The sequence below is a fragment of the Burkholderia sp. HAN2018 genome (assembly GCF_024704855.1).
Taxonomy (GTDB): domain Bacteria; phylum Pseudomonadota; class Gammaproteobacteria; order Burkholderiales; family Burkholderiaceae; genus Burkholderia; species Burkholderia cepacia.
The window spans coordinates 19,068-42,464 of the sequence record NZ_QOBB01000041.1 but is presented as its reverse complement, the minus strand read 5'-3'; the positions used below and the strand labels follow the sequence as shown (position 1 = coordinate 42,464).

28 protein-coding genes are annotated in these 23,397 nt (G+C 67.1%); 15 read left to right on the top strand and 13 right to left on the bottom strand.

The window, feature by feature from the left end; translation table 11 throughout:
• The 3 genes from DPV74_RS13710 to DPV74_RS13700 form a co-directional block, all read left to right on the top strand.
• Positions 1 to 240, top strand: a 240-nt coding sequence (locus DPV74_RS13710) for a zinc-binding dehydrogenase (RefSeq protein ID WP_162923031.1), incomplete at its 5' end; no start/stop codon positions are given.
• A gap of 31 nt (positions 241 to 271) precedes the next feature.
• The gene (locus DPV74_RS13705) at positions 272 to 1,147 is read left to right on the top strand and encodes an SDR family NAD(P)-dependent oxidoreductase (RefSeq protein WP_060371939.1); all 876 of its coding nucleotides are present in this window, start codon (positions 272 to 274) and stop codon (positions 1,145 to 1,147) included.
• A gap of 5 nt (positions 1,148 to 1,152) precedes the next feature.
• Complete coding sequence (locus tag DPV74_RS13700) at positions 1,153 to 1,977, top strand: SDR family NAD(P)-dependent oxidoreductase (protein ID WP_119337388.1); 825 nt, start codon at positions 1,153 to 1,155, stop codon at positions 1,975 to 1,977.
• A gap of 33 nt (positions 1,978 to 2,010) precedes the next feature.
• Here the strand turns inward: DPV74_RS13700 and DPV74_RS13695 are convergent, their stop codons facing one another.
• The 5 genes from DPV74_RS13695 to DPV74_RS13675 all read right to left on the bottom strand — a co-directional run bounded on the left by DPV74_RS13695 (position 2,011) and on the right by DPV74_RS13675 (position 5,130).
• Positions 2,011 to 2,259 (bottom strand): hypothetical protein, encoded by a 249-nt coding sequence (locus DPV74_RS13695; protein WP_027791682.1) that lies wholly within the window; start codon positions 2,257 to 2,259, stop codon positions 2,011 to 2,013.
• Positions 2,260 to 2,388: 129 nt separating this feature from the next.
• Positions 2,389 to 3,363, bottom strand: coding sequence for a threo-3-hydroxy-L-aspartate ammonia-lyase (locus DPV74_RS13690; protein WP_119337387.1), 975 nt, complete (start codon positions 3,361 to 3,363; stop codon positions 2,389 to 2,391).
• A 73-nt stretch (positions 3,364 to 3,436) separates the two neighbouring features.
• Complete coding sequence (locus DPV74_RS13685) at positions 3,437 to 4,075, bottom strand: transcriptional regulator (RefSeq protein ID WP_021162168.1); 639 nt, start codon at positions 4,073 to 4,075, stop codon at positions 3,437 to 3,439.
• Between the two features lie 76 nt (positions 4,076 to 4,151).
• Positions 4,152 to 4,655, bottom strand: a complete 504-nt coding sequence (locus DPV74_RS13680) for a YbaK/prolyl-tRNA synthetase associated domain-containing protein (RefSeq protein WP_119337386.1) — start codon at positions 4,653 to 4,655, stop codon at positions 4,152 to 4,154.
• Positions 4,656 to 4,971: 316 nt separating this feature from the next.
• Entirely contained in the window at positions 4,972 to 5,130 is a 159-nt protein-coding gene (locus DPV74_RS13675) for a hypothetical protein (RefSeq protein WP_196494411.1), read from the bottom strand.
• A 107-nt stretch (positions 5,131 to 5,237) separates the two neighbouring features.
• Between DPV74_RS13675 and DPV74_RS13670 the strand changes: the two genes are divergently transcribed.
• The 3 genes from DPV74_RS13670 (at position 5,238) to DPV74_RS13660 (ending at position 7,791) form a co-directional block, all read left to right on the top strand.
• On the top strand, positions 5,238 to 5,639 hold the full coding sequence (locus tag DPV74_RS13670) for a TetR family transcriptional regulator C-terminal domain-containing protein (protein WP_059683644.1): 402 nt from the start codon (positions 5,238 to 5,240) through the stop codon (positions 5,637 to 5,639).
• Positions 5,640 to 5,780: 141 nt separating this feature from the next.
• Positions 5,781 to 6,650: a hypothetical protein gene (locus tag DPV74_RS13665; protein WP_162923030.1), complete on the top strand. Its 870-nt coding sequence runs from the start codon at positions 5,781 to 5,783 to the stop codon at positions 6,648 to 6,650.
• A 175-nt stretch (positions 6,651 to 6,825) separates the two neighbouring features.
• Positions 6,826 to 7,791 (top strand): alpha/beta hydrolase, encoded by a 966-nt coding sequence (locus DPV74_RS13660; protein WP_240439974.1) that lies wholly within the window; start codon positions 6,826 to 6,828, stop codon positions 7,789 to 7,791.
• Between the two features lie 192 nt (positions 7,792 to 7,983).
• Here the strand turns inward: DPV74_RS13660 and DPV74_RS13655 are convergent, their stop codons facing one another.
• Complete coding sequence (locus DPV74_RS13655) at positions 7,984 to 8,403, bottom strand: NUDIX hydrolase (RefSeq protein ID WP_059697296.1); 420 nt, start codon at positions 8,401 to 8,403, stop codon at positions 7,984 to 7,986.
• A 156-nt stretch (positions 8,404 to 8,559) separates the two neighbouring features.
• Here DPV74_RS13655 and DPV74_RS13650 point away from each other — a divergent pair, with 156 nt between their 5' ends.
• Positions 8,560 to 9,324 (top strand): alpha/beta fold hydrolase, encoded by a 765-nt coding sequence (locus DPV74_RS13650; protein WP_119337383.1) that lies wholly within the window; start codon positions 8,560 to 8,562, stop codon positions 9,322 to 9,324.
• 124 nt (positions 9,325 to 9,448) lie between these two features.
• Positions 9,449 to 9,814 carry a hypothetical protein gene (locus DPV74_RS13645; RefSeq protein WP_059697294.1) on the top strand — a complete coding sequence of 122 codons (366 nt, stop codon included), beginning with the start codon at positions 9,449 to 9,451 and terminating at the stop codon, positions 9,812 to 9,814.
• An 86-nt stretch (positions 9,815 to 9,900) separates the two neighbouring features.
• Here the strand turns inward: DPV74_RS13645 and DPV74_RS13640 are convergent, their stop codons facing one another.
• Together DPV74_RS13640 and DPV74_RS13635 are read right to left on the bottom strand one after the other, a co-directional pair.
• Complete coding sequence (locus DPV74_RS13640) at positions 9,901 to 10,617, bottom strand: EthD domain-containing protein (protein ID WP_060195668.1); 717 nt, start codon at positions 10,615 to 10,617, stop codon at positions 9,901 to 9,903.
• A gap of 51 nt (positions 10,618 to 10,668) precedes the next feature.
• The gene (locus tag DPV74_RS13635) at positions 10,669 to 11,181 is read right to left on the bottom strand and encodes a nuclear transport factor 2 family protein (RefSeq protein ID WP_119337382.1); all 513 of its coding nucleotides are present in this window, start codon (positions 11,179 to 11,181) and stop codon (positions 10,669 to 10,671) included.
• Positions 11,182 to 11,393: 212 nt separating this feature from the next.
• Between DPV74_RS13635 and DPV74_RS13630 the strand changes: the two genes are divergently transcribed.
• The 5 genes from DPV74_RS13630 (at position 11,394) to DPV74_RS13610 (ending at position 16,860) form a co-directional block, all read left to right on the top strand.
• Positions 11,394 to 11,894: a nuclear transport factor 2 family protein gene (locus DPV74_RS13630; protein ID WP_119337381.1), complete on the top strand. Its 501-nt coding sequence runs from the start codon at positions 11,394 to 11,396 to the stop codon at positions 11,892 to 11,894.
• A gap of 50 nt (positions 11,895 to 11,944) precedes the next feature.
• The gene (locus DPV74_RS13625; protein WP_119337380.1) at positions 11,945 to 12,811 is read left to right on the top strand and encodes an SDR family NAD(P)-dependent oxidoreductase; all 867 of its coding nucleotides are present in this window, start codon (positions 11,945 to 11,947) and stop codon (positions 12,809 to 12,811) included.
• A 9-nt stretch (positions 12,812 to 12,820) separates the two neighbouring features.
• A complete protein-coding gene (locus tag DPV74_RS13620) occupies positions 12,821 to 13,576 on the top strand; it encodes an SDR family NAD(P)-dependent oxidoreductase (RefSeq protein WP_119337379.1) in 756 nt (251 codons plus the stop codon).
• A 115-nt stretch (positions 13,577 to 13,691) separates the two neighbouring features.
• Entirely contained in the window at positions 13,692 to 14,468 is a 777-nt protein-coding gene (locus tag DPV74_RS13615; RefSeq protein WP_119337378.1) for a glucose 1-dehydrogenase, read from the top strand.
• Between the two features lie 526 nt (positions 14,469 to 14,994).
• A complete protein-coding gene (locus DPV74_RS13610) occupies positions 14,995 to 16,860 on the top strand; it encodes a phosphoenolpyruvate carboxykinase (GTP) (protein WP_119337377.1) in 1,866 nt (621 codons plus the stop codon).
• A gap of 97 nt (positions 16,861 to 16,957) precedes the next feature.
• Here the strand turns inward: DPV74_RS13610 and DPV74_RS13605 are convergent, their stop codons facing one another.
• The 5 genes from DPV74_RS13605 to DPV74_RS13585 are packed head-to-tail and all read right to left on the bottom strand — an operon-like array spanning position 16,958 to position 20,875.
• A complete protein-coding gene (locus DPV74_RS13605; RefSeq protein ID WP_119337376.1) occupies positions 16,958 to 17,866 on the bottom strand; it encodes an NAD(P)-dependent oxidoreductase in 909 nt (302 codons plus the stop codon).
• Between the two features lie 58 nt (positions 17,867 to 17,924).
• Positions 17,925 to 18,761 (bottom strand): SDR family NAD(P)-dependent oxidoreductase, encoded by an 837-nt coding sequence (locus DPV74_RS13600; RefSeq protein WP_119337375.1) that lies wholly within the window; start codon positions 18,759 to 18,761, stop codon positions 17,925 to 17,927.
• Positions 18,762 to 18,798: 37 nt separating this feature from the next.
• Complete coding sequence (locus tag DPV74_RS13595) at positions 18,799 to 19,557, bottom strand: SDR family oxidoreductase (protein WP_027791663.1); 759 nt, start codon at positions 19,555 to 19,557, stop codon at positions 18,799 to 18,801.
• A 40-nt stretch (positions 19,558 to 19,597) separates the two neighbouring features.
• Positions 19,598 to 20,455, bottom strand: coding sequence for an SDR family NAD(P)-dependent oxidoreductase (locus DPV74_RS13590; protein WP_119337374.1), 858 nt, complete (start codon positions 20,453 to 20,455; stop codon positions 19,598 to 19,600).
• Positions 20,456 to 20,458: 3 nt separating this feature from the next.
• Positions 20,459 to 20,875, bottom strand: a complete 417-nt coding sequence (locus tag DPV74_RS13585) for a nuclear transport factor 2 family protein (protein WP_059552194.1) — start codon at positions 20,873 to 20,875, stop codon at positions 20,459 to 20,461.
• A 460-nt stretch (positions 20,876 to 21,335) separates the two neighbouring features.
• Between DPV74_RS13585 and DPV74_RS13580 the strand changes: the two genes are divergently transcribed.
• Both DPV74_RS13580 and DPV74_RS13575 read left to right on the top strand, forming a co-directional pair.
• On the top strand, positions 21,336 to 21,545 hold the full coding sequence (locus DPV74_RS13580) for a hypothetical protein (protein WP_027791660.1): 210 nt from the start codon (positions 21,336 to 21,338) through the stop codon (positions 21,543 to 21,545).
• A 281-nt stretch (positions 21,546 to 21,826) separates the two neighbouring features.
• Positions 21,827 to 23,323, top strand: coding sequence for an FAD-dependent oxidoreductase (locus DPV74_RS13575; protein ID WP_119337373.1), 1,497 nt, complete (start codon positions 21,827 to 21,829; stop codon positions 23,321 to 23,323).
• Positions 23,324 to 23,397: the final 74 nt, after the last annotated feature.

Below are 23,397 nucleotides of genomic sequence, written 5' to 3'. Positions count from 1 at the left end.
CGGCTGGCCGCGACGGCCGCCGAAGCCGCCCGGCGCGGCCTTCGCGCCGCGATGACCTACAGCCGGATGCCGAGCGGCGCCACGCTCGGCCGGATCGCGGCGCAACTCGAGCGGCGCGCACTGCGCGTGCCGCGCTTCGACCGATTTCCGCTCGAACAGGCGGCCCGTGCCCTCGATCTCGTTCAAACGGGCGAGGCGAAAACGAAGCTGGTGCTTCATGTTGCGGATATCGCCGGTTGAGCGGCCCGCACGTCCATCACAGGAGACAACGATGACCGATACCCGAACCGGCGTGCTGGCCGGCAAGTGCGCGCTCGTGACCGGCGCAAGCCGCGGCATTGGCCGTGCGATCGCACAGCGCCTGGCATCCGAAGGCGCGACCGTCGTCGTGACGGCGCGCAGCCTCGCGCGATCGGCCACGACCGCCGGCACGCTCGCCGAAACGGTCGCGCTGATCGAGCAGGCGGGCGGTCGCGCGATCGCGCTCGCGGCCGACCTGTCGAACGCGGCCGAGCGCGATGCGCTCGTCGGGCGCGCGGCGCAAGCGGCCGGCGGCCTCGACATCCTCGTCAACAACGCGGGCGTGGCCGACTATGCGTGCGTCGACGCGATGCCGATGACGATGTTCGACACGACGATCGAACACTATCTGCGGATTCCGTTCGCGCTGGCGCAGGCCGCGATTCCGCTGATGCGTGCGCGCGGCGCCGGCTGGATCGTGAACGTCGGCTCGGTGACGGCGCTGCCGCCGCTGCGCCCGTTCGACGATTTCTCGCGTGCGGGCGGCGCGACCGTCTACGCGGCGGCGAAGGCGGCGCTGTCGCGCTTCACGCAGGGGCTCGCGGCCGAACTCGAAGCCGACGGCATCGCGGTGAATCTCGTCGCGCCGAGCACGGCGATCCGCACGCCGGGCGCCGCGCGCTACATCCCCGAAGGCTATCCGACCGAGGATGTCGCGTATCTCGCGGAAACCGCGCTCGCGCTGTGCAGCCTGCCGGCGCGCGAACGCACCGGCCTCGTCACGCACAGCCTGCATTTCCCGCTCGCGCAGCAGCTCGCGGTGCATTCGCTCGACGGCCGCACGGTGCTGCCGCCGCCGGTGATTCCCGCGTATGCGCATCCCCACATCGACCCCACAGGACTCTGATTGACATGACGAACCCGATTCGCTTCGACGGCGGCACCGCCGTGATCACCGGCGCGGCCAGCGGCATCGGCAGCGGGCTTGCACGCCGTGCTGCCGGGCTCGGCATGCGCGTCGTGCTGGCCGATCTCGACCCGGCGAAGCTCGACGCATTCGCCGCGACGCTCGACACCGACGTGCTGTGCGTGCCGACCGACGTCAGCCGGCCGGAAGCCGTCGATGCGCTGGCGGAAGCCGCGTGGCAGCGCTTCGGCGGCGTCGACCTGCTGTTCAACAACGCGGGCGTGATGGCGACCGGCTTCAGCTGGGAAATCACGCCGGAGCGCTTCGAGCGCAGCTTCGCGATCAACGTGCACGGCGTGCTGAACGGAATCCGCAGCTTCGTGCCGCGGATGCTCGAACGCAACGTGTCGGCGCGCATCGTGAATACCGCGTCGGTGGGCGGGTTCCTGCCGAGCCCGCTGATGTCGCCTTATTCGGCGACGAAATTCGCAGTGGTCGCGCTGACCGAATCGCTGTACGGAGAACTGAAGATGCTCGGTGCGCCGGTCGGCGTGTCGTTGCTTGCGCCCGGCCCCGTGCAATCGGGCATCTTCAACGACCCGTTCGGCGCGGTGCACGACCGGCCCGAAGTACGCGGCTTCGTCGACACGATGCGCTCGATGCTGAACGCGCACGGGCTCACGCCCGACGCGTTCGCCGAGCGGGTGTTCGACGGCATCCGTGCCGGGCGCTACTGGCTGATTCCGCAACCGGAGACGATCGACGGCGCGCTGCAGCGGCGCACCGACGACATCCTGGCCGCGCGCGATCCGTCGTTGCCGTCGTTCTGAGGGCCGGGCGGCAGCGGCGCCCGGCGCGGGCCGTCACATGTGCGTGCCGGAATGCGTGCGGCCGCTCGGGTCGCCGCCGCGATCGGGGGGCGTATTGTTCTGGTCGATCTTCGCGAGCACGAAGCCGGCGTGCGGCAACGCGGCGGGCGAGCGGTGCGTCGCTTGCGCGATGGCGTCGTGCGGCGACGCGGCGGGAAAACCGGATGACGTGACGCCCGGTTGAGCGAACGCCGAAAGGGAAGCGGCCGTCAGGGCGGCGGCGACGATCGCGTGCGTTTTCATGGTGGCTCCTTCACGACTGACTGCGCGACGGATTGCGGGACAACGTAATCAGTCTAGGGCGCGAAACTTAACGCGGCGTGAAGGCGTGATGCGGCGCGGATGACGGAATGGTCATGCGCGCCGCGATGGTCAGGCCGACGCCGACACCAGCGTGCAGAAGTTCTCGAGATCGACGTTGCCGCCGCTGATCACCACGCCGACGCGCTTGCCCTGCAGCGCATCCTTCATCCGTCGCACGGCGGCGAACGACAGGCAGCCGGTCGGCTCGACCACAATCTTCATACGCGTGGCGAAGAAGCGCATGCAGTCGACCAGTTCTGCGTCCGTCGCGGTGAGGATGTCGTCGACGTCGCGGCGGATGATCGGGAACGTCAGGTTGCCGAGGTGCTGCGTTTGCGCGCCGTCGGCGATCGTGCGCGGCGTGTCGATATGCACGATCGCGCCGGAGCGGAACGATTGCTGGCCGTCGTTGCCGGCTTCCGGCTCGACGCCGTACAGCGTCGCGTGCGGCGACAGCGCGCGCGTGGCGAGCGCGGTGCCCGACAGCAACCCGCCGCCGCCGAGCGGCGTGAATACCGCGTCGAGCGGGCCGACTTCGTCGAACAGTTCCTTGGCCGCCGTGCCCTGGCCGGCGATCACGTCCGGGTGGTCGTAGGGCGGGATCAGCGTGAGCCCGTGCCGCGCGGCGAGATCGCGCCCGATCTGCTCGCGATCCTCGGTGTAGCGGTCGTAGGTCACGACCTTGCCGCCGTAGCCGCGCGTCGCGGCGATCTTCGCGGCCGGCGCGTCCTGCGGCATCACGATCGTCGCGGGAATGCCGAGGATGCGCGCCGACAGCGCGATCGCCTGCGCATGGTTGCCGGACGAGAACGCGACGACGCCGTTGCGGCGCTGCTCCGCGTCGAAGCGCGACAGCGCGTTGAACGCGCCGCGGAACTTGAACGCGCCCATGCGCTGCAGGTTCTCGCACTTGAAGAACACCTGCGCGCCGAGCGCTTCGTCGATCGTCCGCGACGTCATCACCGGCGTGCGGTGCGCATGGCCTTCGAGCCGGGCCGCGGCGCCGGCAACGTCGTCGTACGTGGGGAGAGTCGGAGCGTTCATGGTCGTTTGGGGTCGGAAAGGTCAGTCAACAGGGACGCCGCGCGCACGGCGCGCCGGAATCCGGAATCCGGAATCATTTCGCATCGTTGTAGACGGTCGCGCGCGAGACGCCGAGATGCTGCGACACGATTTCCATCGCGCGGCGCACTTCGAGGAAACCGTCGGCCTTCAGCGCCTGCATCAGCTCGCGGCGCTGGTCGGTCTTCAGTTCGCGCGGCGTCGTCGCGAGGCGCATCGCGAATGCGTCGATGCGTTGCCGGATCGCGTCGGCGCCGGCCGGGTCGAGCGTTTCGGCGACGGCTTCGCCGTCCGTGCTGCAGAACTGGTTCAGCATGCCCTGGAAGCCGCGGAACAGCGTGGTGTCGGCGTTCAGGCATAGCGCGGCCACGTAGCGGCCGGTCGAATCCTTGATGCCGATCGACGTGCTTTTCGCGGTGCGGCCGTCGGCGAAGCGGTTCGGGTAGTTCGCGAGCACTTGCGGGAAATCGTCGTCCGCGATGCGGGCGAGGCCGAGCTCGGTCGCGGGATCGCCGACTGCGCGTCCCGACAGGTTGTTGTGGATCGCGAGAATCGCGTGCTTCGGCGTGCGCAGGTCGTGAACCACGACCTCGGTGAACGGCGCGAACATCGCGCCGAGCCCTTCGGCAATGCGCTGCACCTGTTCGATCAGCGATGCCTGCTCAGACGGCGCCTTGTTCCGGGTGGTGGTCATGGTGGTTTCGCTTTCGGGGTTCTGATCGATGCGACGGCGTTGGGAAACGGGCGGCGGGCGGCGGGCTGCGGGCGGGTTACTCACCGTCCGCCGCTTGCGGCCGCGTGATGTCGGCGAGCAGCGGCTGCGCGATCCGCACGTAGTCGGCCGCGTCGAGTACGACGGAGCGGTCGAGGCGGCCCGCGTTGAATGCAATCTCGGTGTTGTGTTCGACCAGTGCGGGATCGACGACGAGCGTCACGCTGGCGTCGAACACGAACGGCGGCACGGCGCCCATCACGCAGCGCGTGACGGCGGCCGCGAGATCGGGCGGTGCGAGTGTCGCCTTGCGACGGCCGACCGCATCGGCGACCTTGCGGAAATCGATCTTCAGGTGGCCGGGAATCACCGCGAGCGCAGTGGAGTCGCCGCCGTCCTTGAACGTGCACAGCATCGCCTTCGCGCCCTGTTCGGGACGTGTGCCGCGCAGCGCGGCGATCGCGTCGGATTTTCCTTCGGCCGGATGTTCCAGCACGCGGAATCGTGCGCCGGACGTGTTCAGCAGATCGCAAAGCGTGTCGAAAACGGGGTAGTCGCTCATGTCGCTCCGGGCAGGCAGGGCCGGGGAATCGAGGCGCGCCAGGGGGCGAATGCTTTAGCGTGCCGGTCGATGGATTGTCCAATTATAGACGTTTTGTCATGGGCGTGGCAAAGATGCGTGTGGGCGAGGCGTGGAGGGCGCTACGGGTGGGAAGGGGATCGACAAACAGTGGCGTTGCGCAATGTTGATGAGCGTCGGGGAATGGTCGGCGCGCGGCCCGTCGAAGAATGAGGATTTCGGGCGACAGGAATCGCGACGGGGTTCCGGCGCCAGCGTCATGCCGCCGGCCAGGACGGGAACGCGCGATCCCCCGCCGTTACTTCGTCAATCCTCGCTCCTCCCATCGGTCCCAGGTCTTCAGCGCTTGACGCGCCGCCCTGCCGAACAGGAACGACAGCGTGTCGCTTTTCATCGACATCGATTTGCGGTTCACGATCCAGAAGTCCGTCAAGGCCGTTTGCTTCCCGCTCAGCATGTCCGCGATCGTCCGGCCGTTGAGGTGCGTCAGGGCGACGCCGTGACCGAAACATCCACCCGAGTAGATGATGCGTTCGTCGTCGATGAAACCGATTTTCCGCGACGATGGAGGCCTACGCTAATACGTACGACAGTGTCAGCGCGGACACGTCGCTGACAGCCGAGGGCCGCCTGGAGAAAGTGGTCAGGTTGTTGCTCGAGGACGGCAAGCAGCCCCGGACGCAAAGCCTGTTCGTGAACTTCTGGGCACTGGCGCAGACTCAGGAGTTCGCGCGGAAAATGCTCGAAGAGGGATACGGGTTTCAACGGCGCGTGATCGCTGGATTCATCGAGGCCGTGAACCCGGCGCTGTCGCAAGCCGCGCTCGCGAGGCGAGCCGCGCTGGTTACCGCGCAGATCGAGGGGCTCATCGTGTTGATACCGCAAAGAAACCGGTTCCCGTCGGATATCAAGGGAATCGAGGACGATGCGGTGATGGCCGTTCTGGCTTTGGCCAAGGCGCCATGAATTGAATCGCTGCGATGCGGTTCGACGTCTCCGGCATCGGCTCGAGCGGTCGAAGCCCGTCGAGTCACGCGCAGAGACGTTGACGCGACGAAACTTGCTTGCAACTGGCTGGAAACAGGATCTACGAGGAGAACACGGGCAATGTCGATCGGCATGCAGGAAGCGCGCGGAGATGATTCATCCTTTGGGCGGCGAGACTCACGCGCCCGAAGAAGCAGGAAACTCGACTTTTCCATCCAAACGGTGCTGACGCTCGTCCTGGCGCTGGTCGCGCACTGCGCGTTTGCGTCGAGCAACGTGACCGACGACGAGCAGCAACAAGCGGCGTTGCGCACCCTGATGGGCACGGACCCGGCCCCGGCAGACAGTGTCAAGGGTGTCGCGCTGTCACCATGGGCACATGGGCCGTCGGCTTCAGGGCCGCTTTGGGTCGTGGCCGCATTGGTACAGCGCCCGACCGAGACCGTCGACGCGGAGTTGTGGACAGGTGTGCTGACCCGCGACGGGCAAGGGTTCCGCCTGCTCGCGAGCGATCGGAGCGAGCGCGTCGATACGTCACCGATGTTATGGAGTGCATTCCTGGCCATGGACGTCATTCCCTACCGAATCAGCGCGCAGGAAACTGCCTTTGGCGTGCTCTTCGGCAATAACTACACGTCGACCGCGCATAGCGATTCGACCGGGATACTGAGCCTGTATCGTTATCGCGATGGTCGCGTGACGCCCGTCTTCTCCGCGCTAACCGACTGGTCGACCTATGACAAGGACGGGGCTGCGGAATGTGACGAGAAGAACGACGGAAAACGCGGGAAGCCGGGCGATGCCCGGCCGGATTCCTGTGATGCGGAAAATACGACGGAGACGCATTACGTGCTGTCGTTCAGTCCTCACATGACGAACGGGCACTACGACCTCCTTGTGCGTCCCAAGGGAAAGGCCGGGGCGGGCAAGTCCGCGCGTTTTACCTGGAACGGGAATACGTATCAGCCGCGCCGGTTCACGGGTGACTGACGGGCAAGAGCGGGGCGGCCTCGGTCAATTGCATCGGCCAGGTGTCGGCCAGGTACGACGGCTTGAACGAGCCGCTTCCGTCGCTGGCAATTGATCGCGGTGTTGCCAGGACGTCGTGGCCATCCCAGGAAGACGTCGAGGGTTTCAAGCGCGGCCAGGGCCGATGGCGACGGCGATGTTCGCGAGCATCACAATGGCTTTCGCCCTTCATTCGAGAGATCCTTTACAAACCATGCAGACGGAAATCGAAGCACCGGGCCCGGCCGGCCCGTTGAAAGGCACGCTGTTGTCCCCGGGTTCCGGCGACGCCCCGGTGGTGCTGATCGTGCCGGGCTCGGGCCCGGCCGACAGGAACGGTAACGCGCCGAACGGGGTTCAGGCGTCGACCTATCGATTGCTCGCGGAGGGATTGCGCGATGAAGGAATCGCGTCGGTTCGAATCGACAAGCGCGGCATGTACGGCAGCGCGTCGGCGATACCGGATGCCGATGACGTCACGATCGACGAGTACGCGGCCGACGTCCGTTCTTGGGTCACCGCCATTCGCGCGCGGATGGGCGCTTCCCGGGTGTGGCTGTTGGGCCATAGCGAGGGCGGATGGGTGGCGTTGTCGGCTGCCCGGCAAATGGACGACATCGGCGGCCTGATCCTGGTATCGACGGCAGGGCGCCCGCTAGGTCCCGTGTTGAGGCAACAACTGCAATCGAACCCGGCAAATGCTCCGATTCTTGCCAATGCAATGTCGATCCTCGAATCCCTGGAGGCAGGTGAACGGGTAGACGCAGCCAGGATCGACCCGGCACTCATGCCGTTGTTCAGGCCGCAAGTCCAGCGCTTCCTGATGAGCGAGTTGATCCTCGATCCGGCAGCGCTGCTGGCCGGTTACATGAAGCCCGTGCTCATCGTGCAGGGGGCGCGGGATATCCAGGTTGCCGTACAGGACGCGGAACTGCTGAAGCAGGCCAATCCGCGGGCCGAAATGGCGCTGATCGCCGACGCCAATCATGTGCTCAAGACGGTTCGCACGTCGGCGCTGCAGGAAAACCTCGCCGCTTATTCGAACCCGGATCTGCCGCTGGCGGACGGCGTGGTGGCGGCAATTTCGGCGTTCGTGCATGCGGCGACAGCGAATCGGCGCTAGTTCCAGTCGAATCCGGTCGATCCGTCAGGGCGGCCTTTATCGAAGCAGGCACCGGTCAAATGACGTCGAGTGTCTGCTGTCGGGATGCGGGCATGGTCACTTCAACCGCCTTCGGTCGAACGCATCGATCAGGCGTCGGCACAGTACGCGACATTCGAAGGACAAACGTCAATCGCCGGCAACCGTGCGCCGTCAACGATTCAGATAATCCGTCACGCGCGCCTGCAAATGCGTGATCGCATCAGTGAGCTGCAGATACGCGTCGACATCCATCAGCGTCCATTCCTGGCCTTCATTGCCGAAACGGATCGCGGCGATTTCCGCAGCGCTCAGCCAACCGGCGAAGAACCAGTGTGGCAGGCGGTCGGGCCGGCTCGACGGATAGACCCTGGACCAACCTATCCGGCTGCCCGGTATCGTCAGTCCGAATTCCTCATGGAGTTCACGCAACACGCACGCTTCGGGCGTCTCGTTACCTTCCCTGCCTCCGCCGGGCAGGTCCCACAGGCCGGGAAACGGGATGTCGGGCTTGTCGTCACGTCGATAGACGAGGATGTCCCGGTCCTTGAAGAGCGCAATCTTCGAACCACTGAAGGGGGCAGGCGATTCCATGCATGATCCATATCGTGGAAGCGGGGCTGTCAGTGTAGATTCTCGGGTATCGATGCGTACGCTCGATTTGAAATATGCATCCGCGTGGCACGACAGCGATGTCAGGGCGCGGTACAGCCGCTACCGCCGTTGAACGTTGAAAGCTGGAAATCGAACATGAAGACTTTTGCCATAAGGAACGGCCAATGGGGAATCCGGTATCACGATCTCCCCGGGCAAGGGATACCGACATTCTTCGTTCACGGATTGGGGTGCGCGTCCTCCTGCGATTATCCGGGCGTCATGGCACAGCCTGCTTTGTCGGGGCATCGGGCGGTGCTGGTCGATCTGCCTGGATTCGGGTTCAGCGATCGGCCCGTGGACTTTTCCTACACCATTCAAGAGCATGCCGGAACGATCGCGGCACTCGCCGATCATCTGGCGCTGTCGTCGCTCAACCTGTTCGGTCACAGCATGGGGGGCGCAGTGGCGATCGCCGCATCGATGCAGCTCGGTGAGCGGGTGCGGCATCTCGTGCTGGGCGAGCCCAATCTGGAGCCTGGAGGCGGCTTTTTCAGCAGAAAAATCGCGGCGATGACAGAGGTGGAATATGTGCAAGCCGGGCACGCCGCGCTGATCGCCGAATCCGCCGCCGGCGGCAGCGATATCTGGGCGGCTTCGATGTCGGCCAGTGCTCCGTACGCCGTTCATCGAAGTGCCGTGTCGCTCATCGAGGGCAGTCATCCAAGCTGGCGCGAGCAGCTCCATTCGATGAAGATGCCGAGAACCGTTTTGTTTGGTGCACGCTCGCTGCCCGATGTCGACACCGAACGTCTTCCCGCGGAAGGGGTGAACGTCGGCATCGTGGAAAACGCGGGCCATTCGATGGCCTGGGAGAATCCGGCCGGGCTCGCCTTGGCGATCCGGCAGGCGCTCGAGTAACCGGAAATCCGGCGTCGGCAAGTGTGCCGTCATCGACGCGACCAATGCCCGTTCGGCGTGTCCGCTTTCGTAACCGGCTGCGAGCCGTCGTTCGATACCGGGCCACGACAACAGAAAACGAGCCATGACAAACCTGATTCGATTCCGTGTTCGACCGGTATTTCACGGCAGTGATCTGCTGGTCGAGGTACTCGATGATCATCGTGCGGCGGATTTTCCGAGCATCGCCGCGATCCTGCAGGATGCGCTGCACGCTGTCGAGGTTCCGCATCCGCACGGCGTTGATGAACCCGTGGTCGCATTGTTTCACGACCGCTACTTCAGCTATTGGGCCTACGCCCGGGGCCACTATGAAATTGACGACGATATCTGGGGACTGTTCGTGACGGCGTCGATCGACAACTCATCCGTTATCGCGGACATCGAAAGCGCACTCCTGTCGACGGGGAAGTTCGTCAAGGAATACGTGGATTTCCGCAAGTTCGAGTGAGCTGAAGGGGCCGGGAAAGCCTGTGCGGCAATCTCGAACGACAACTCCCGGCGCCGGCAAGGATCGCCCCACGCGATCCCCCGAACTCACCCCCGCACGGCCTTCACCACATACTGGCTCGTCGGTAGCACATCGATCTTGTCGAAGTCGATGAAGCGTCCACAGCTGTCCATCATCTCGGCCACATTGCGCTGGAATTTTTCGTCATCGCCCACCGCATCGAAAAACGCATGCGGATCGGTCATCGCCGCGGCGGGAAAGCATTCCTCGACGATCGCGTCATAACCGGGCGCCGCATGCGTGAGCGCGCGCACGACGACGTTCTGCACGTACAGGAAATTGTCCTGCGTATCGATCGCGACGCGCGTGTGATGCCCGTGCCACACGTCGAGCCATGCTTCGTGCGTGAGGCGCGGCGGCCGCTTCAGGAACGCGAGCTGCGAGAAGCCCGTGGTGCGCTCGCCCGGCCGTGCCGGAAAGCGCGTATTCGGAATCGGCTGAGATTCGGTGACGAGATACGCAGCCATGTGCGGGACGATTGCACGCACCGCGTCGTCGAACGGCTGGCGGAACATCGCGTTTGCGCTATCGACCCACACCGCGACGATCCCGTCGATGCCCGGATGCGTGTTGGTCTGCTTCAGGCCGGCGGCCGGCGCGACGTCCGCATCCGCGACGTTCACCTGCACGCCGTGCGCACCGAGGGACAGCAGCTTGTCGGCGAGTGGCGCGCGCACCGTGCGGCTCCACTGATCGGGCGCAGCCTGCGCGTTGCGCCACAACACGTAAATGACTTTCTCCATTGCTCCGGCTCCAGAGGGGAATGACGGGATCGGCGGCGTTGCCGCCGGGGTTCAGGAAGCGGTTTCGGGCGATCCGGCCGACGGGTATGCGTCCGGCGCGAACCGGTTCGCGGTCAGCGTGAGCGACGGCGGAATCGGGGACGTGACGGTTTCGAACAGGCGCTCGTGGCGCGTCGCGTGAATGCACCACGCGCCGTCGCGTTTCACGTACTGGTCGTCGTAGAACGCAGTGCCGTGCAGCAGGTAGTTGTCCTCGATATTGATCGCGTGGTCCTCGAGAAACCACACGCCGCACGCATGATCGGCCGAGACCAGCGTGAGCTCGGGGTGATGGCCGTGATGCATCGTCAGGAAGGTCGGCTTGCCGATCAGCTCGCGCAGGCTCGACACGAACGCGTCGCGGCCGTCGTACACGTAGCGGCCGCCGTACAGGCGGGCCTCGCAGTCTTCGGTCAGGCAATCCGCGAGCAGCGCCCAGTCGTGCGTGTCGACCGCGCGGAAATACCGGTACTTCAACTGTCGGATCTGCTCGTACTCGTGGAGCGTGCGGGTCGTGTCGTCCATCGCCGGGTCTCGTGGTGGTGTCGTTCGATGGTAGGAACGAAGCCGCCTGCATCACATCGTCTGTTCGGACGAACGCGCCGTCCGCATGCGCCCGGCGCTGCGAGGACGAATCGCCGGTTTCATCCGAACGGGTGATGGCCGACGGATCGCGCGGCGGTAACGTGGCATCGACGCGGCCATCGAACCGCGCCGGCACCGAACAAGGAGACAGGATGACCCTCATCGAATCGCTGGAAGCGCGTGTGCGCCGGCTCGAGGATGCCGACGCGATCCGCCGGCTGAAGGCGCGCTACTTCACGTGCTGCGACCGCAAGGATCCGCAAGGGATGCGCGACTGCTTCGCGCCCGGCCACGTGTACATCGACTACGGCCGCATCGGCACGTTCGACACGCGCGACGCGCTCGTCGACGTATTCGTGCAACTCGGCTGCCATCCGCACATCGTCGAGATGCATCACGGCGTGAATCCCGAGATCGACGTGCTCGACGACGTGCATGCGCGCGGCACGTGGGGCCTGCACTACCAGATGATCGACACGAACGCGCGAACGCTCACGCAGCTCGGCGCGTACTACGACGACGAATACCGGAAGGTCGACGGCGAATGGAAGATCGCGGGCACGCGCTGCGTCGTCACGTCGACGCTGTCGGCCCGTTACGAAGGCGATGCGCCGGGCGTGCTGTTCGCCGGTGCGCAGCCGCCGGCCGCCTGACGCACGCCAGCGCCTTGCACATGACGCACATTCCACAGGAGACATCGAACATGACACAGAACCACGATGCGCCGGTCGCCGTCGTGACGGGCGCATCGCGCGGCGCGGGCAAGGGCATCGCGCGCGCGCTCGGTGCGGCCGGCATGACCGTCTACGTCACGGGCCGCTCGCAGAACGAAGGCGACGCGCCGCTGCCCGGCACGATCCACGAGACTGCGCGCGAGATCGATGCGCTCGGCGGCCGCGGGATCGCGGTGGCGTGCGACCACGCGGACGACGCGCAGGTGAAGGCGCTGTTCGAGCGTGTCGAACGTGAAAGCGGGCGGCTCGACATTCTCGTCAACAACGCGACCTACCTGCACGATCAACTGATCCTGCCGGGCCCGTTCTGGGAGAAGTCGCTCGACCTCGTCAACATCCTCGATGTCGGGCTGCGCTCCGCCTATGTCGCGAGCTGGCACGCGGCGGCGCTGATGGTGAAGCGTCGCAGCGGGCTGATCGCGTTCACGTCGTCGTTCGGCGCGAGCTGTTACATGCACGGGGCGGCCTACGGCGCGCAGAAATCCGGTGTCGACAAGTTCGCGAAGGACATGGCCGTCGACCTGAAGCCGTTCGACGTCGCGGCCGTGTCGATCTGGATGGGCCCGCTGCGCACCGAGCGCACGACGCGCGTGTGGGAAGAACACCCGGATCTGTACAAGGAATTCTCGCTCGTCGCGGAAAGCCCGGAATTCACGGGCCGCGTGATTCACGCGATCCATGGCGATCCGCAGCGCATGGCGTGGTCGGGGCAGGTGCTCGTCGGCGCGGAAGCCGCGTTGCGGTACGGCATCGCCGATCTCGACGGCAAGCAGCCGCCGTCGTACCGCGAACTGCTCGGCGGGCCCGTGCAGGCCCATCCCGCGATCGTCGCCTGAGGAGCGCACATGGGCATCCTGAAAGGCAAGGTCGCGCTCGTGACGGGCGCAGGGCAGGGCGTCGGCCAGGGCGTTGCGCAGGCGCTCGCGGCGGAAGGCGCGCACGTCGCGGTGGTCGGTCGTACCCGCGACAAGCTGCTCACGACCTGCGAGGCGATTCGCGCGCGTGGTGGCGTGGCCGAGCCGTTCGTGTGCGACGTGATGAACGCCGCGCAGATCGTGGTATGCGTCGACAGCGTCGTTGCGCGCTTCGGCGGCGTGCAGATCCTGATCAACAACGCGCAGGTCGTGCCGCTCGGCCGCCTGCTCGACATAACCGATGCGGATTTCCTCGCGGGGCTCGAGTCGGGGCCGATCGCGACGCTGCGCATGATGCGCGCGTGCCATCCGCATCTGAAGGGCGACGGCGTGATCGTCAATTTCGCTTCGTCGGCCGCGGTGCGCTGGGATGCGTCCGGCTACGGCGCGTACGCGGCGACCAAGGAGGCGATTCGTGCGCTGACGCGCGCGGCTGCCTGCGAGTGGGGCGTGGACGGGATCCGCGTGAACGCGGTCGCACCGCACGCGTTGTCGCCGGGCCTGAAAGGCTGGGTCGATGCGAACCCGCAGGAAGCCGCCGCGTTTTTCCGCACGATTCCGCTCGGCCGCGTAGGCGACTGCGAGCAGGACATCGGCCGCGCGATCGTGTTTCTGGCGAGCCGCGACGCTGCGTATCTGACGGGCGCGACGCTGCCGCTCGACGGCGGGCAGGCGTACTGGGGCTGACGACGGCGGCTGACGGCGGAGGCGCGCGGCACCGGCCGCGTGCCGATCATGATCCGGCAAGTGCGTGCACGCTTGCGCGCGGCGGCCGGCAAACCGGAATCGAAGAGAGGACGACATGGGTCGACTGGAAGGAAAGGTAGCGATCGTCACGGGCGGTGCGCGTGGCATGGGCGCGGCGACGTGCCGGCTGTTCGTCGCGGAGGGCGCGCGCGTCGTGATCGGCGACGTGCTCGATGCGGAAGGCGAAGCGCTCGCGCGCGAGCTCGGCGACGCGGCGCGCTTCATGCGGCTCGACGTCGCCGACGAAGCGAACTGGGTGCGCGTGACCGAAGCGACGGTCGAGCAGTTCGGCCGTATCGACGTGCTGGTCAACAATGCGGCCGTGCTGACGTTCGGCGGCATCACCGAGCTGTCGAAACGCGATTTCGAGCGTGCTGTGTCGATCAACCTCGTCGGCACGTTCGTCGGGATCCGGACGATCGCGCCGCGCATGATCGCGCAGAAGCGCGGGTCGATCGTCAACATCTCGTCGGTGGACGGGCTGCGCGGCGTGAACGCACTGGCCGCGTACGTGTCGAGCAAGTGGGGCGTACGCGGGCTGACGAAGGTCGCGGCGCTCGAACTCGGCCATCAGGGCGTGCGCGTGAATTCGATTCATCCGGGTGGCGTGAACACCGCGATGTCGAACCCGACCGGCGCGCCGCTCGAGGAAATCAACAAGCACTATGCGAACGTGCCGATGCAACGCGTCGGCCTGCCCGACGAAATCGCGCGCGCGACGCTGTTCCTCGCGAGCGACGAAGCGTCGTACTGCAACGGCGCCGAACTGGCCGTCGACGGCGGGATGGCGGCAGGCGCGTATTACCCCGGATTGCCGGGCGCGCCGTTTTGAGCGGGTGGGCCCGCCGCACGTTCTCGTCGGATGTTTGTGTACGCAACCTAATTCAGGGTTTGCCTGACTAGCGAAAACGTGAATTCGCACGGCCCGCGCGCTCGCTGGCTAAACGCGGGCGCGGCGGGCCGGATTTGCCGCTTCCGCGAAACCCTTGTTGGACGGCCGTCCCGGCGCGTTTCGCCCCCGAAACGCGCGCAATGGCGTTGTAAAAATAATTCACAGGCAACCGGCGTGCCGGATCGCCGACATGGTTGTTTCTTGTTGCAACGCAACGTTTGCCAAATAACGGCGATGGTATGCTGGTCGCCATGGAGTTGTACGGCAGGTTGCTTGCATGGCGAAACTCGCGTTCGCACCTTCTAACGAGACGTCACCTTCTCTCGCACGCATCGCGGCATCGACACGCGCTCCGCTCGCGTGTCCCGTCCTGCGCGCCGCCGCACTCTGCGCTCCAATCGCATCCCCCATCTCGCGGGCTCGCCCCGCATCCCCCATCCTCGCCCAATAATCTGGAGACACCCTCATGTCGCAAAACAATCTGGCCGAAGCGACACACGGCCCGCTGATCGCTCCGCCGGCTTTCGTCAAACATCGCAAGCTGATCGACTGGGTGTCGCGCATCGCGGCGCTCACGGAGCCCGAGCGTGTCGTGTGGTGTGACGGTTCGCAGGAAGAATACGACGCGCTGTGCCAGGAGATGGTCGACCAGGGCACGCTCAAGCGGCTGAACCCGGCGAAGCGCCCGAACTCGTATCTCGCGCAATCCGATCCGTCGGACGTCGCGCGCGTCGAGGATCGCACGTTCATCTGCGCGGCATCGCGCGACGACGTCGGCCCGACCAACAACTGGATCGCGCCCGCCGAAATGCGCGAGACGCTCAACGGCCTGTTCCGCGGCTCGATGCGCGGCCGCACGCTGTACGTCGTGCCGTTCTCGATGGGCCCGCTTGGCTCGCCGATCGCGCACGTCGGCGTCGAGCTGTCCGACAGCCCGTACGTCGCCGTGAACATGCGGATCATGACGCGCATGGGCCGCGAGGTGTACGACGTGCTGGGCGAGGACGGCGATTTCGTGCCGTGCGTGCACAGCGTCGGCCATCCGCTCGAAGCCGGCCAGCAGGACGTTCCGTGGCCGTGCAACCCGGTCAAGTACATCGTGCACTTTCCCGAGACGCGCGAGATCTGGAGTTTCGGTTCGGGCTACGGCGGCAACGCGCTGCTCGGCAAGAAGTGTTTCGCGCTGCGTATCGCATCGACGATGGGGCGCGACCAGGGCTGGCTTGCCGAACACATGCTGATCCTCGGCGTGACGTCGCCGGCCGGCAAGAAATATCACGTCGCGGCCGCATTCCCGTCCGCGTGCGGCAAGACGAACTTCGCGATGCTGATTCCGCCGCAGGGTTTCGATGGCTGGAAGGTCACGACGATCGGCGACGACATCGCGTGGCTGAAGCCGGGCCGCGACGGCCGGCTGTATGCGATCAACCCGGAAGCCGGCTTCTTCGGCGTCGCGCCGGGCACGGGCGTGAAGACCAACCCGAACGCAATCTCGACGCTCACGGAAAACGTGATCTTCACGAACGTCGCGCTGACGGAAGACGGCGACGTGTGGTGGGAAGGGCTGACCGACACGCCGCCCGCGAAGCTGACCGACTGGCAGGGCAACCCGTGGACGCCTGAGATCGGCAAGGAGACGGGCCGCAAGGCGGCGCATCCGAATTCGCGCTTCACGGCGCCGGCCGCGCAGTGCCCGTCGATCGACGACGACTGGGAGAACCCGGCCGGCGTGCCGATCGACGCGTTCATCTTCGGCGGCCGCCGTTCGACGACCGTGCCGCTCGTGACCGAGGCGCGCGACTGGGTCGAAGGCGTGTACATGGCCGCGACGATGGGCTCGGAGACGACCGCCGCGGCGGTCGGCCAGCAGGGCATCGTGCGCCGCGATCCGTTCGCGATGCTGCCGTTCTGTGGCTACAACGTCAGCGATTATTTCGCGCACTGGCTGAAGCTCGGCAAGCAGCTCGAAGGCACCGGCGCGAAACTGCCGAAGATCTACTGCGTGAACTGGTTCCGCAAGGATACGAACGGCAAGTTCGTGTGGCCGGGCTTCGGCGAGAACATGCGCGTGCTGAAGTGGATGCTCGACCGTCTCGAAGGCACGGGTGGCGGCGATGAGCATGCGTTCGGCGTGTCGCCTGCGTACGAGGACCTGCACTGGGACGGCCTCGATTTCACGCGCGAGCAGTTCGACGCGGTGACGTCGATGAACGCCGACGAATGGCGTGAGGAATTGAAGCTGCATGCGGCGCTGTTCGACATGCTGAAGCTGCGCCTGCCGGCCGAAATGACCGACACGATGAAGAAGATCGAGCAGCGTATCGGCGCCTGACGGCCCGCATCGACGTTGTCGTTCCGACGTCCCACCGCCGGCATTCGTTGCCGGCGGCGGGACGTTTTTGCATTCGCGCCGCACACGCGCCGTTTGCCTACTGCGCGCGGCAATGCGCAACGACTTCATCGACCGCACGCTGCACATCGCCGCGCCGGTAGCGCAGCAGCGCGCTGTCGGCGGGATCGGGCTCGTACGACACGACGTTGCCGCGCCCCGTGTAGATCGCGATGTCGGGCAACAGCGGATGCTCCTGGTCGAGCGACGGGACGTCCCGCGGATTGCCCGCCGCGCGGAAGAAGGCCGCGAAGTAGTCGGCGAAGCTGAGGTTCTCGTCGCCGACGAGGTAGGCCTTGCCTGCTTCGCCGCGCTGCAGCGCGCCCCAGATCGCTTCCGACAGCGATTGCGTCGAGATGAAGTTGCTGCCGCCGGCCGGCCCGAACACGGGCAGCCCCGCGAACCGGCCTTGCGCATAGCCCGTGTAGGCAGCGAACATCTCGTTGCGCAGCCCCGGCACCGACCCGACGACGAACGGCGCGTTGACGCTGCAGACGGCGAACGACTGCGTCGCGAGCGCACGGACGCGTTCGTCGGCGAGATGGCGCGAGCGCACGTACGGCACCGTGTCGACAAGCGCCGGCGCGACCTGCGGATAGAAGCTGCCGACCAGCACCGCGCGCTTCACGCCCGCGTCGCGCGCGAGCGCGAAGAAGCGCGGCACCGCATCGACGTTCGCGCGCTCCCAGTGCGCGGCTTCGTCGGTGCCGGGCGGCAGGTGGCGAATGTCGTTGCCGGCCGCGAACACCACCGCGTCGAACGGCGCGAGATCGTCGCGCGTGAAGTTGCCGGCCACGTAGTCGCGCAGCAATACGTCGAACTGCGCGAGTGCGCTGCCGGCGGCGGGTGGCTTGCGTGCGGCGAGCGTGACGGGGTTGCCCTGCGCATGCAGGTGCAGCGCGGCATGGCCGCCGATGAGGCCGGTGCCGCCGACGATCAGGATCTTCATGGTGTCTCCGGTAGCGGCGCATCCGCGCCGTGTGAAATGAACAGGCGGGCGGTGCCGCTCAGAAATTGAAGCCGTTGCCCGTGACGACGGGCATGTTGGTCCAGAAGCCGTTCGGGTCGCGATACCAGCCGGCCGCCGCGAGCGCGCCGCCGTCGACATGCAGCGTCGTGCCGGTGACCCACGCGGCGAGCGGGCTCGCCAGGAACAGCGCGGCCCCCGCGATATCGCCCGCCGCGCCGAAGCGCCCGAGCGGGATCCAGCGCGGGATGTGCCCGCGATGCTCGGCCGCGACCATCGCGCTGACGGGCACCTGCGGCGTCTCGGTGGTTTCGGGGGCGATCTGGTTCACGCGAATGCCGGCCGGCCCGAGTTCGAGCGCGAGGCTTTTCGTGAAGCCGGTCAGCGCGGCCTTGAACGACGCGTACACGGTGCAGTTCGGAATGGCGCGAAAGCCTTCGATCGACGACACGCCGACGATGCAGCCGCCCGCGCCGCGCTTGCGCAGCAACGGCAGCATCGCGCGCGTGACGACGAACACCTGGCGCAGGTTCGCGTCGAACAGCCGCGCGATGTCGTCGTCGGTGCAGTCGTCGAACGGTTTCGCGATCTGCAGGAAGTCGCCCACATTGTTGACGAGCACGTCGAGGCCGCCGAAGCGCGCGTCGACGGTTCGTGCGAATGCATCGACCTGGTCGCGGCGCGTGACGTCCACGGTGCCGACGAGCGCGTCGACGCCTGCCGCCTCGAGCGCCTGGCGCACGTCCTGCGCGCGGACCGGGTCGATCTCGGCGACCGCGACGCGTGCGCCGGCCGCGCCGAACGCTTCCGCACACGCACGGCCGATGCCCGCGCCGCCGCCGGTGACCAGCACGGTCTTGCCGTTGAATGAAATCATCGATGAACTCCTTTGAACGGGAGAGCAGCGCGTCGCGTCACAGCGACGACACCAGTTGTGCGTTGTCGATCCGCAGCTCCGCGCCGTTCACGAAACGCGATTCGTCGGACGCGAGGAACAGCACGAGATTCGCGACGTCCCGCGGGTCGCACATGCGTGCCATCGGATCGCTGCCGATGCCGAGCGCGGCCGGGTCGAGATCGGGCATCAGCGCCTGCGTCATCGGCGTCCAGATCCCGTCCGGATGGATCGAGTTGCAGCGGATGCGGTAACCGCTGCGCTTGCAGTGCACGGCGACGCTGCGCGCGAGCGCCGTCACCGCGCCTTTCGACCCGGTGTATGCGCACATCATCGGCAGCCCGCCGAGCGCGGCGACCGACGACATCATCACGATCGAGCCCGGCGTGTCGTTGCCCTTCATCGCGCCGATCGCATATTTGCAGCCGAGGAAATAGCCGTCGGCGTTGGTGCGCATCACGCGCCGCCACGTGTCGAGACTCGTGTCCTCGATCGAGCCGACCGGGCAGATCGCCGCGTTGTTGACGAGCACGTCGAGGCGGCCGAAGCGGTCGAGCGTCGATGCGATCGCCTGTCGCCAGCCGTCCTCGTCGGCGATGTCGTGGCGGACGAACAGTGCGGCGTCGCCGATCTCGCGTGCGAGCGCGCGGCCTGCGTCCTCGTCGATGTCGGTCAGCACGACACGCGCGCCTTCGGCGGCGAGCAGCAGCGCATCCGCGCGGCCGACGCCGCTTGCCGCACCGGTGACCAGCGCGACCTTGTTTGCGACTCGATTCATGGTCGGTCGTATTCCCTTGACGTTGAAAGAGGGCGGGCGCTCATGCGGCGCCCGGTGTGCGGCCGGCCTTGATCGCGTCGAGCGCGGCCGTGCCGTAGATCTGCGCGATCGTGTCGTCGACGTGCGGGTTGGTGCGCAGTTCGTGGCCGCCGTCGACCGCGAAACTCTGGCCGGTCACCCAGCCCGACTCGGGGCCCGCGAGATAGCGCACCGCATGCGCGATCGCTTCCGGTTCGCCGAGCGTGCCGAGCGGGATCTGCTCGAGAAAGCTATCGACGAGCGCGCGGTTGTCGAACATCGGCGCCGTTGCTTCGGAGCGCGTGAGGCCCGGGCGCACCGCATTCACGCGGATCTTCGCGCCGGCCAGTTCCTCGGCCGCGCCGCGCACGAGCGCTTCGAGCGCAGCCTTCGCGGTGCAGTATGCGGACAGCCAGCGGAAATTGATCTGCGCGGCAGTCGACGAGATGCAGACGATCGCGCCGCCGCCGCTGTCGGCGAGCCGCGGCGCGGCGTGACGGATCGCGGCGAACGCGCTGTGCAGGTTCAGGTCGATTTCGGCGCGGAAGGTGTCGGCGTCGTGCAGCAGCAGCGGCCGGAAACCCGCACCGCCAACCGTCGGCACGACGATGTCGAGGCGACGGTCGAGCGCCCACGCGCAGTCGAGTGCGGCCTGCAGGTCGCCTTCGTCGCAGGCGTCGCCCGCATGGATCGCGACGCGGCTGCCGGGCACCGCGTCGGTCAGTTGCCGTTGCGTGCGTTCGAGCGCGTCGCGGCGGCGACCCATCAGCACGACGGCCGCGCCGTCGGCGACGAGCGCGTGCGCGCAGGCCGCGCCGATGCCGCCGGCGCCGCCCGTGACGAGTGCGGTGCGGCCGTCGAGGGGAGCAGCGGTGCGCATCGTTCAGCCCTCCAGCGGCAGGTCTTGCGACCAGTCGACGTGCAGCGTGCGCGCGGCGAAACGCCACGTGCCGCCGTCGAACACGCAGCGGTCGCGATAGCGCAGCCCCCAGTCGAGCTTGCGCTTCACGCCGTCGCGCACGTAGACGTGGCAGGCGACGCCATAGGTCTCGACGTCGGCCGCGCCGCCGTCGAGCGTCACGAGCTGGTTGTGCACGTGATGCTGGGTCGCTTCGTAGCGCTCGATCACGCGCATGCCCGTCACGATCGCGTCGCGGTCGTCGAAGCGGAAGCCGGGGCCGGCGAGCTGCGCATCGGGCGTGAAGAGGGCGGTGAGTCGCGGCCAGTCGCGCCGGTCGACGGCTTGCGCGTAGCGGCACGCCAGTTCGTACAGCGCGTGGCGGGGATTCGAATCGGTCATGCAGTGCTCCCGTGGAAGAACGGAAAGAGTCGGCCGCGCCGCGAGTGCGGACGCGGCGGCATTGCGACGTCGAGGCGAAGGTTCGCATCGGACCGATGGCGACTCATCATCCATACGGAGCAGGGCGAGGGTCGGGGAAAACACCGGGGCCGGGCGCCGCGTGCCGCACGATCGCGCCCGGATGGTGCGGCGCAGCGGCCGGCGTGAGACAGGCGTCTGACGATTGGCGCGGCCGGCCGCGACGGGCGCGCAACGCGCCGCGTCTCCTCCGCGTGTGCGAAGCCATCGCGCACGATGCTGCGATGCGACACGCCGTGCGCCCGCCGCTCAGCGTTTGCCCCTAGTCGAAATGGACGATGGCCGGCGGCCGGGCGCTGGCTACCGTGCAGTCATCCGGTGCCGCATGCGATGCACGCCGGACACGAACCGCACCAGCGGACAACCGGAGGGGACGACGATCATGAGACTGACGACTCGCAAGCTGTGCGTACTGGCGATGGGCACGTTCGCTGCCATGGCGATGGCGCGATACGGCGCCGATCAGGTTCCGTCGCCGCCGTATGCGGCCGGCATCCTGCAATGCCGCTCGGTCGACGCGAACGGGCTGCCGGCCGGCTGCGTGCCGATCGATCCGTCGCACTTCGGTTTCGCCGCGCTGCGCGGCATGTGACGTCGGCGCGGCTGCGCGCCGCGCAGGCCGGAAGCCGTGGAGGCGCGATGGCGTACCAATGCCCTTCGCCACGACCACGTCGGAATCATCGCCCGGGCCGATCCGTTTGACGCGCATCGCGGCTTCAACCGGGCGCGGGACGCGTGCGTTGCGCACACGCACCGTCGCACGCCCGTCCCGGCATCGCGGCGACATCGGCAACGGGCCGCCTGTCACGCCCTCGCCGTATCTACCGCTTTCCATCGCTTCCCTCAGGTTTCCTACACGCTGACCCATTCCTCATGTCATCCGACTATTCTCTGACTCACCCCCTGAACATTCGCGACGTGCATCGCTGGGATGCCGAACACGATGTCGTGATCGTCGGCTTCGGCGCGGCCGGCGCCTGTGCGGCGATCGAAGCCGCGCGTGCCGGTGCCGACACGCTGATCGTCGAGCGCGCATCGAGCTACGGCGGCACGAGCGCGCTGTCGGGCGGCGAGATCTACCTCGGCGGCAGCGGCGGTACGCCCGCACAGCGGCAGGCCGGCTTTACCGACGACACCGAGGATCTGTACCGCTACCTGATGCTGGCCGGCGGGCGCGACGCCGACGAGGCGAAGGTGCGGCTCTACGCGAACGAAAGCCTGGCGCACCACGACTGGCTCGTCGCGCAGGGCCTCACGTACAAGAACACGTTCATTGCCGAGCGGATCGTCGAACCGGAGACCGACGATTGCCTGATCTGGTCGGGCAGCGAGGAAGCCTGGCCGTTCAGCGAGGCCGCGAAGCCGTGCCCCCGCGGGCACACGCCGCAATGGCCGGGCTGGGGCGGCGGGCAGATGCTGATGCGCGTGCTGGCCGAACGCGTGGCGGCGCTCGGCGTCGCGACGCGTTACGACACGCGCGCGCTCGCCTTGATCGTCGACGACGACGGCGCGGTGCGCGGCGTCGTGCTGCGCGCGTATGGCGAGACGGCATGCGTGCGTGCGCGTCGCGCGGTGATCCTGTGCGCGGGCGGTTTCGCGATGAATCGCGACATGGTGCGCCGCCATGCGCCGCAGTTCCTGCGCTCGGATGAACCGATCGGCAGCCCCGGCGACGACGGCTCGGGCATCCTGCTCGGCCAGAGCGCGGGCGGCGCGACGATCCACATGGACCAGGGCTTCGTCAGCCTGCCGTTCTACGCACCCGAATCGCTGATCCGGGGAATCTTCGTGAACGCGCGCGGCCAGCGCTTCATCAACGAGGACGGTTATCACGGCCGCACGGGCCATCACGCGTTCCACCAAGGCGGCGACCGCATCTACCTGCTCGTTGACCAGGCGACGTACCGCGAACCGCCCGCGATTGCGCGGATCGGTATCGCGGCGGCCGGCGAAACGTGGGAAGAAGTCGAACGCGACCTGGAGATGCCGGCCGGCACGCTGACGGCGACTGTCGACGTCTACAACCGCCATGCTGCCGAAGGCGCCGATCCGCTGTTCCACAAGGCCGAGAAATGGCTGCAGCCGCTGATTGAGCCGCCGTTCGTCGCGCTCGATTGCCGGATCGACTACGCGTTCTATCCGCACTTCACGCTCGGCGGCCTCGACACGCTGCCGACCGGGCAGGTGGTCGACGCGGCGCGCGCGCCGGTAGCGGGGCTCTATGCGGCCGGCCGCACGACTTGCGGGCTGCCGCGCTGGGGCGCCGGGTACAGCTCGGGGCTGTCGCTGGCCGACGCGACGTTTTTCGGCCGGCAGGCCGGCCGTCACGCCGCGCAGGCGGGGTGCGACGCGCTGCGCGACGCCGCGTAGCGTTGGCAGGGTGGAAATGAACGACGCCCCGGGTAATCGTATTGCCCGGGGCGTCGTCGTTTCGGGCACCGAAG

Excerpts from the sequence above, each read along its gene's own strand:
- DPV74_RS13705 (WP_060371939.1), top strand. The coding sequence starts at position 272 with ATGACCGATACCCGAACCGGCGTGCTGGCCGGCAAGTGCGCGCTCGTG.
- DPV74_RS13700 (WP_119337388.1), top strand. The coding sequence starts at position 1,153 with ATGACGAACCCGATTCGCTTCGACGGCGGCACCGCCGTGATCACCGGC.
- DPV74_RS13695 (WP_027791682.1), bottom strand. The coding sequence starts at position 2,259 with ATGAAAACGCACGCGATCGTCGCCGCCGCCCTGACGGCCGCTTCCCTT.
- DPV74_RS13690 (WP_119337387.1), bottom strand. The coding sequence starts at position 3,363 with ATGAACGCTCCGACTCTCCCCACGTACGACGACGTTGCCGGCGCCGCG.
- DPV74_RS13685 (WP_021162168.1), bottom strand. The coding sequence starts at position 4,075 with ATGACCACCACCCGGAACAAGGCGCCGTCTGAGCAGGCATCGCTGATC.
- DPV74_RS13680 (WP_119337386.1), bottom strand. The coding sequence starts at position 4,655 with ATGAGCGACTACCCCGTTTTCGACACGCTTTGCGATCTGCTGAACACG.
- DPV74_RS13675 (WP_196494411.1), bottom strand. The coding sequence starts at position 5,130 with ATGCTGAGCGGGAAGCAAACGGCCTTGACGGACTTCTGGATCGTGAAC.
- DPV74_RS13670 (WP_059683644.1), top strand. The coding sequence starts at position 5,238 with ATGGAGGCCTACGCTAATACGTACGACAGTGTCAGCGCGGACACGTCG.
- DPV74_RS13665 (WP_162923030.1), top strand. The coding sequence starts at position 5,781 with ATGTCGATCGGCATGCAGGAAGCGCGCGGAGATGATTCATCCTTTGGG.
- DPV74_RS13660 (WP_240439974.1), top strand. The coding sequence starts at position 6,826 with ATGTTCGCGAGCATCACAATGGCTTTCGCCCTTCATTCGAGAGATCCT.
- DPV74_RS13655 (WP_059697296.1), bottom strand. The coding sequence starts at position 8,403 with ATGGAATCGCCTGCCCCCTTCAGTGGTTCGAAGATTGCGCTCTTCAAG.
- DPV74_RS13650 (WP_119337383.1), top strand. The coding sequence starts at position 8,560 with ATGAAGACTTTTGCCATAAGGAACGGCCAATGGGGAATCCGGTATCAC.
- DPV74_RS13645 (WP_059697294.1), top strand. The coding sequence starts at position 9,449 with ATGACAAACCTGATTCGATTCCGTGTTCGACCGGTATTTCACGGCAGT.
- DPV74_RS13640 (WP_060195668.1), bottom strand. The coding sequence starts at position 10,617 with ATGGAGAAAGTCATTTACGTGTTGTGGCGCAACGCGCAGGCTGCGCCC.
- DPV74_RS13635 (WP_119337382.1), bottom strand. The coding sequence starts at position 11,181 with ATGGACGACACGACCCGCACGCTCCACGAGTACGAGCAGATCCGACAG.
- DPV74_RS13630 (WP_119337381.1), top strand. The coding sequence starts at position 11,394 with ATGACCCTCATCGAATCGCTGGAAGCGCGTGTGCGCCGGCTCGAGGAT.
- DPV74_RS13625 (WP_119337380.1), top strand. The coding sequence starts at position 11,945 with ATGACACAGAACCACGATGCGCCGGTCGCCGTCGTGACGGGCGCATCG.
- DPV74_RS13620 (WP_119337379.1), top strand. The coding sequence starts at position 12,821 with ATGGGCATCCTGAAAGGCAAGGTCGCGCTCGTGACGGGCGCAGGGCAG.
- DPV74_RS13615 (WP_119337378.1), top strand. The coding sequence starts at position 13,692 with ATGGGTCGACTGGAAGGAAAGGTAGCGATCGTCACGGGCGGTGCGCGT.
- DPV74_RS13610 (WP_119337377.1), top strand. The coding sequence starts at position 14,995 with ATGTCGCAAAACAATCTGGCCGAAGCGACACACGGCCCGCTGATCGCT.
- DPV74_RS13605 (WP_119337376.1), bottom strand. The coding sequence starts at position 17,866 with ATGAAGATCCTGATCGTCGGCGGCACCGGCCTCATCGGCGGCCATGCC.
- DPV74_RS13600 (WP_119337375.1), bottom strand. The coding sequence starts at position 18,761 with ATGATTTCATTCAACGGCAAGACCGTGCTGGTCACCGGCGGCGGCGCG.
- DPV74_RS13595 (WP_027791663.1), bottom strand. The coding sequence starts at position 19,557 with ATGAATCGAGTCGCAAACAAGGTCGCGCTGGTCACCGGTGCGGCAAGC.
- DPV74_RS13590 (WP_119337374.1), bottom strand. The coding sequence starts at position 20,455 with ATGCGCACCGCTGCTCCCCTCGACGGCCGCACCGCACTCGTCACGGGC.
- DPV74_RS13585 (WP_059552194.1), bottom strand. The coding sequence starts at position 20,875 with ATGACCGATTCGAATCCCCGCCACGCGCTGTACGAACTGGCGTGCCGC.
- DPV74_RS13580 (WP_027791660.1), top strand. The coding sequence starts at position 21,336 with ATGAGACTGACGACTCGCAAGCTGTGCGTACTGGCGATGGGCACGTTC.
- DPV74_RS13575 (WP_119337373.1), top strand. The coding sequence starts at position 21,827 with ATGTCATCCGACTATTCTCTGACTCACCCCCTGAACATTCGCGACGTG.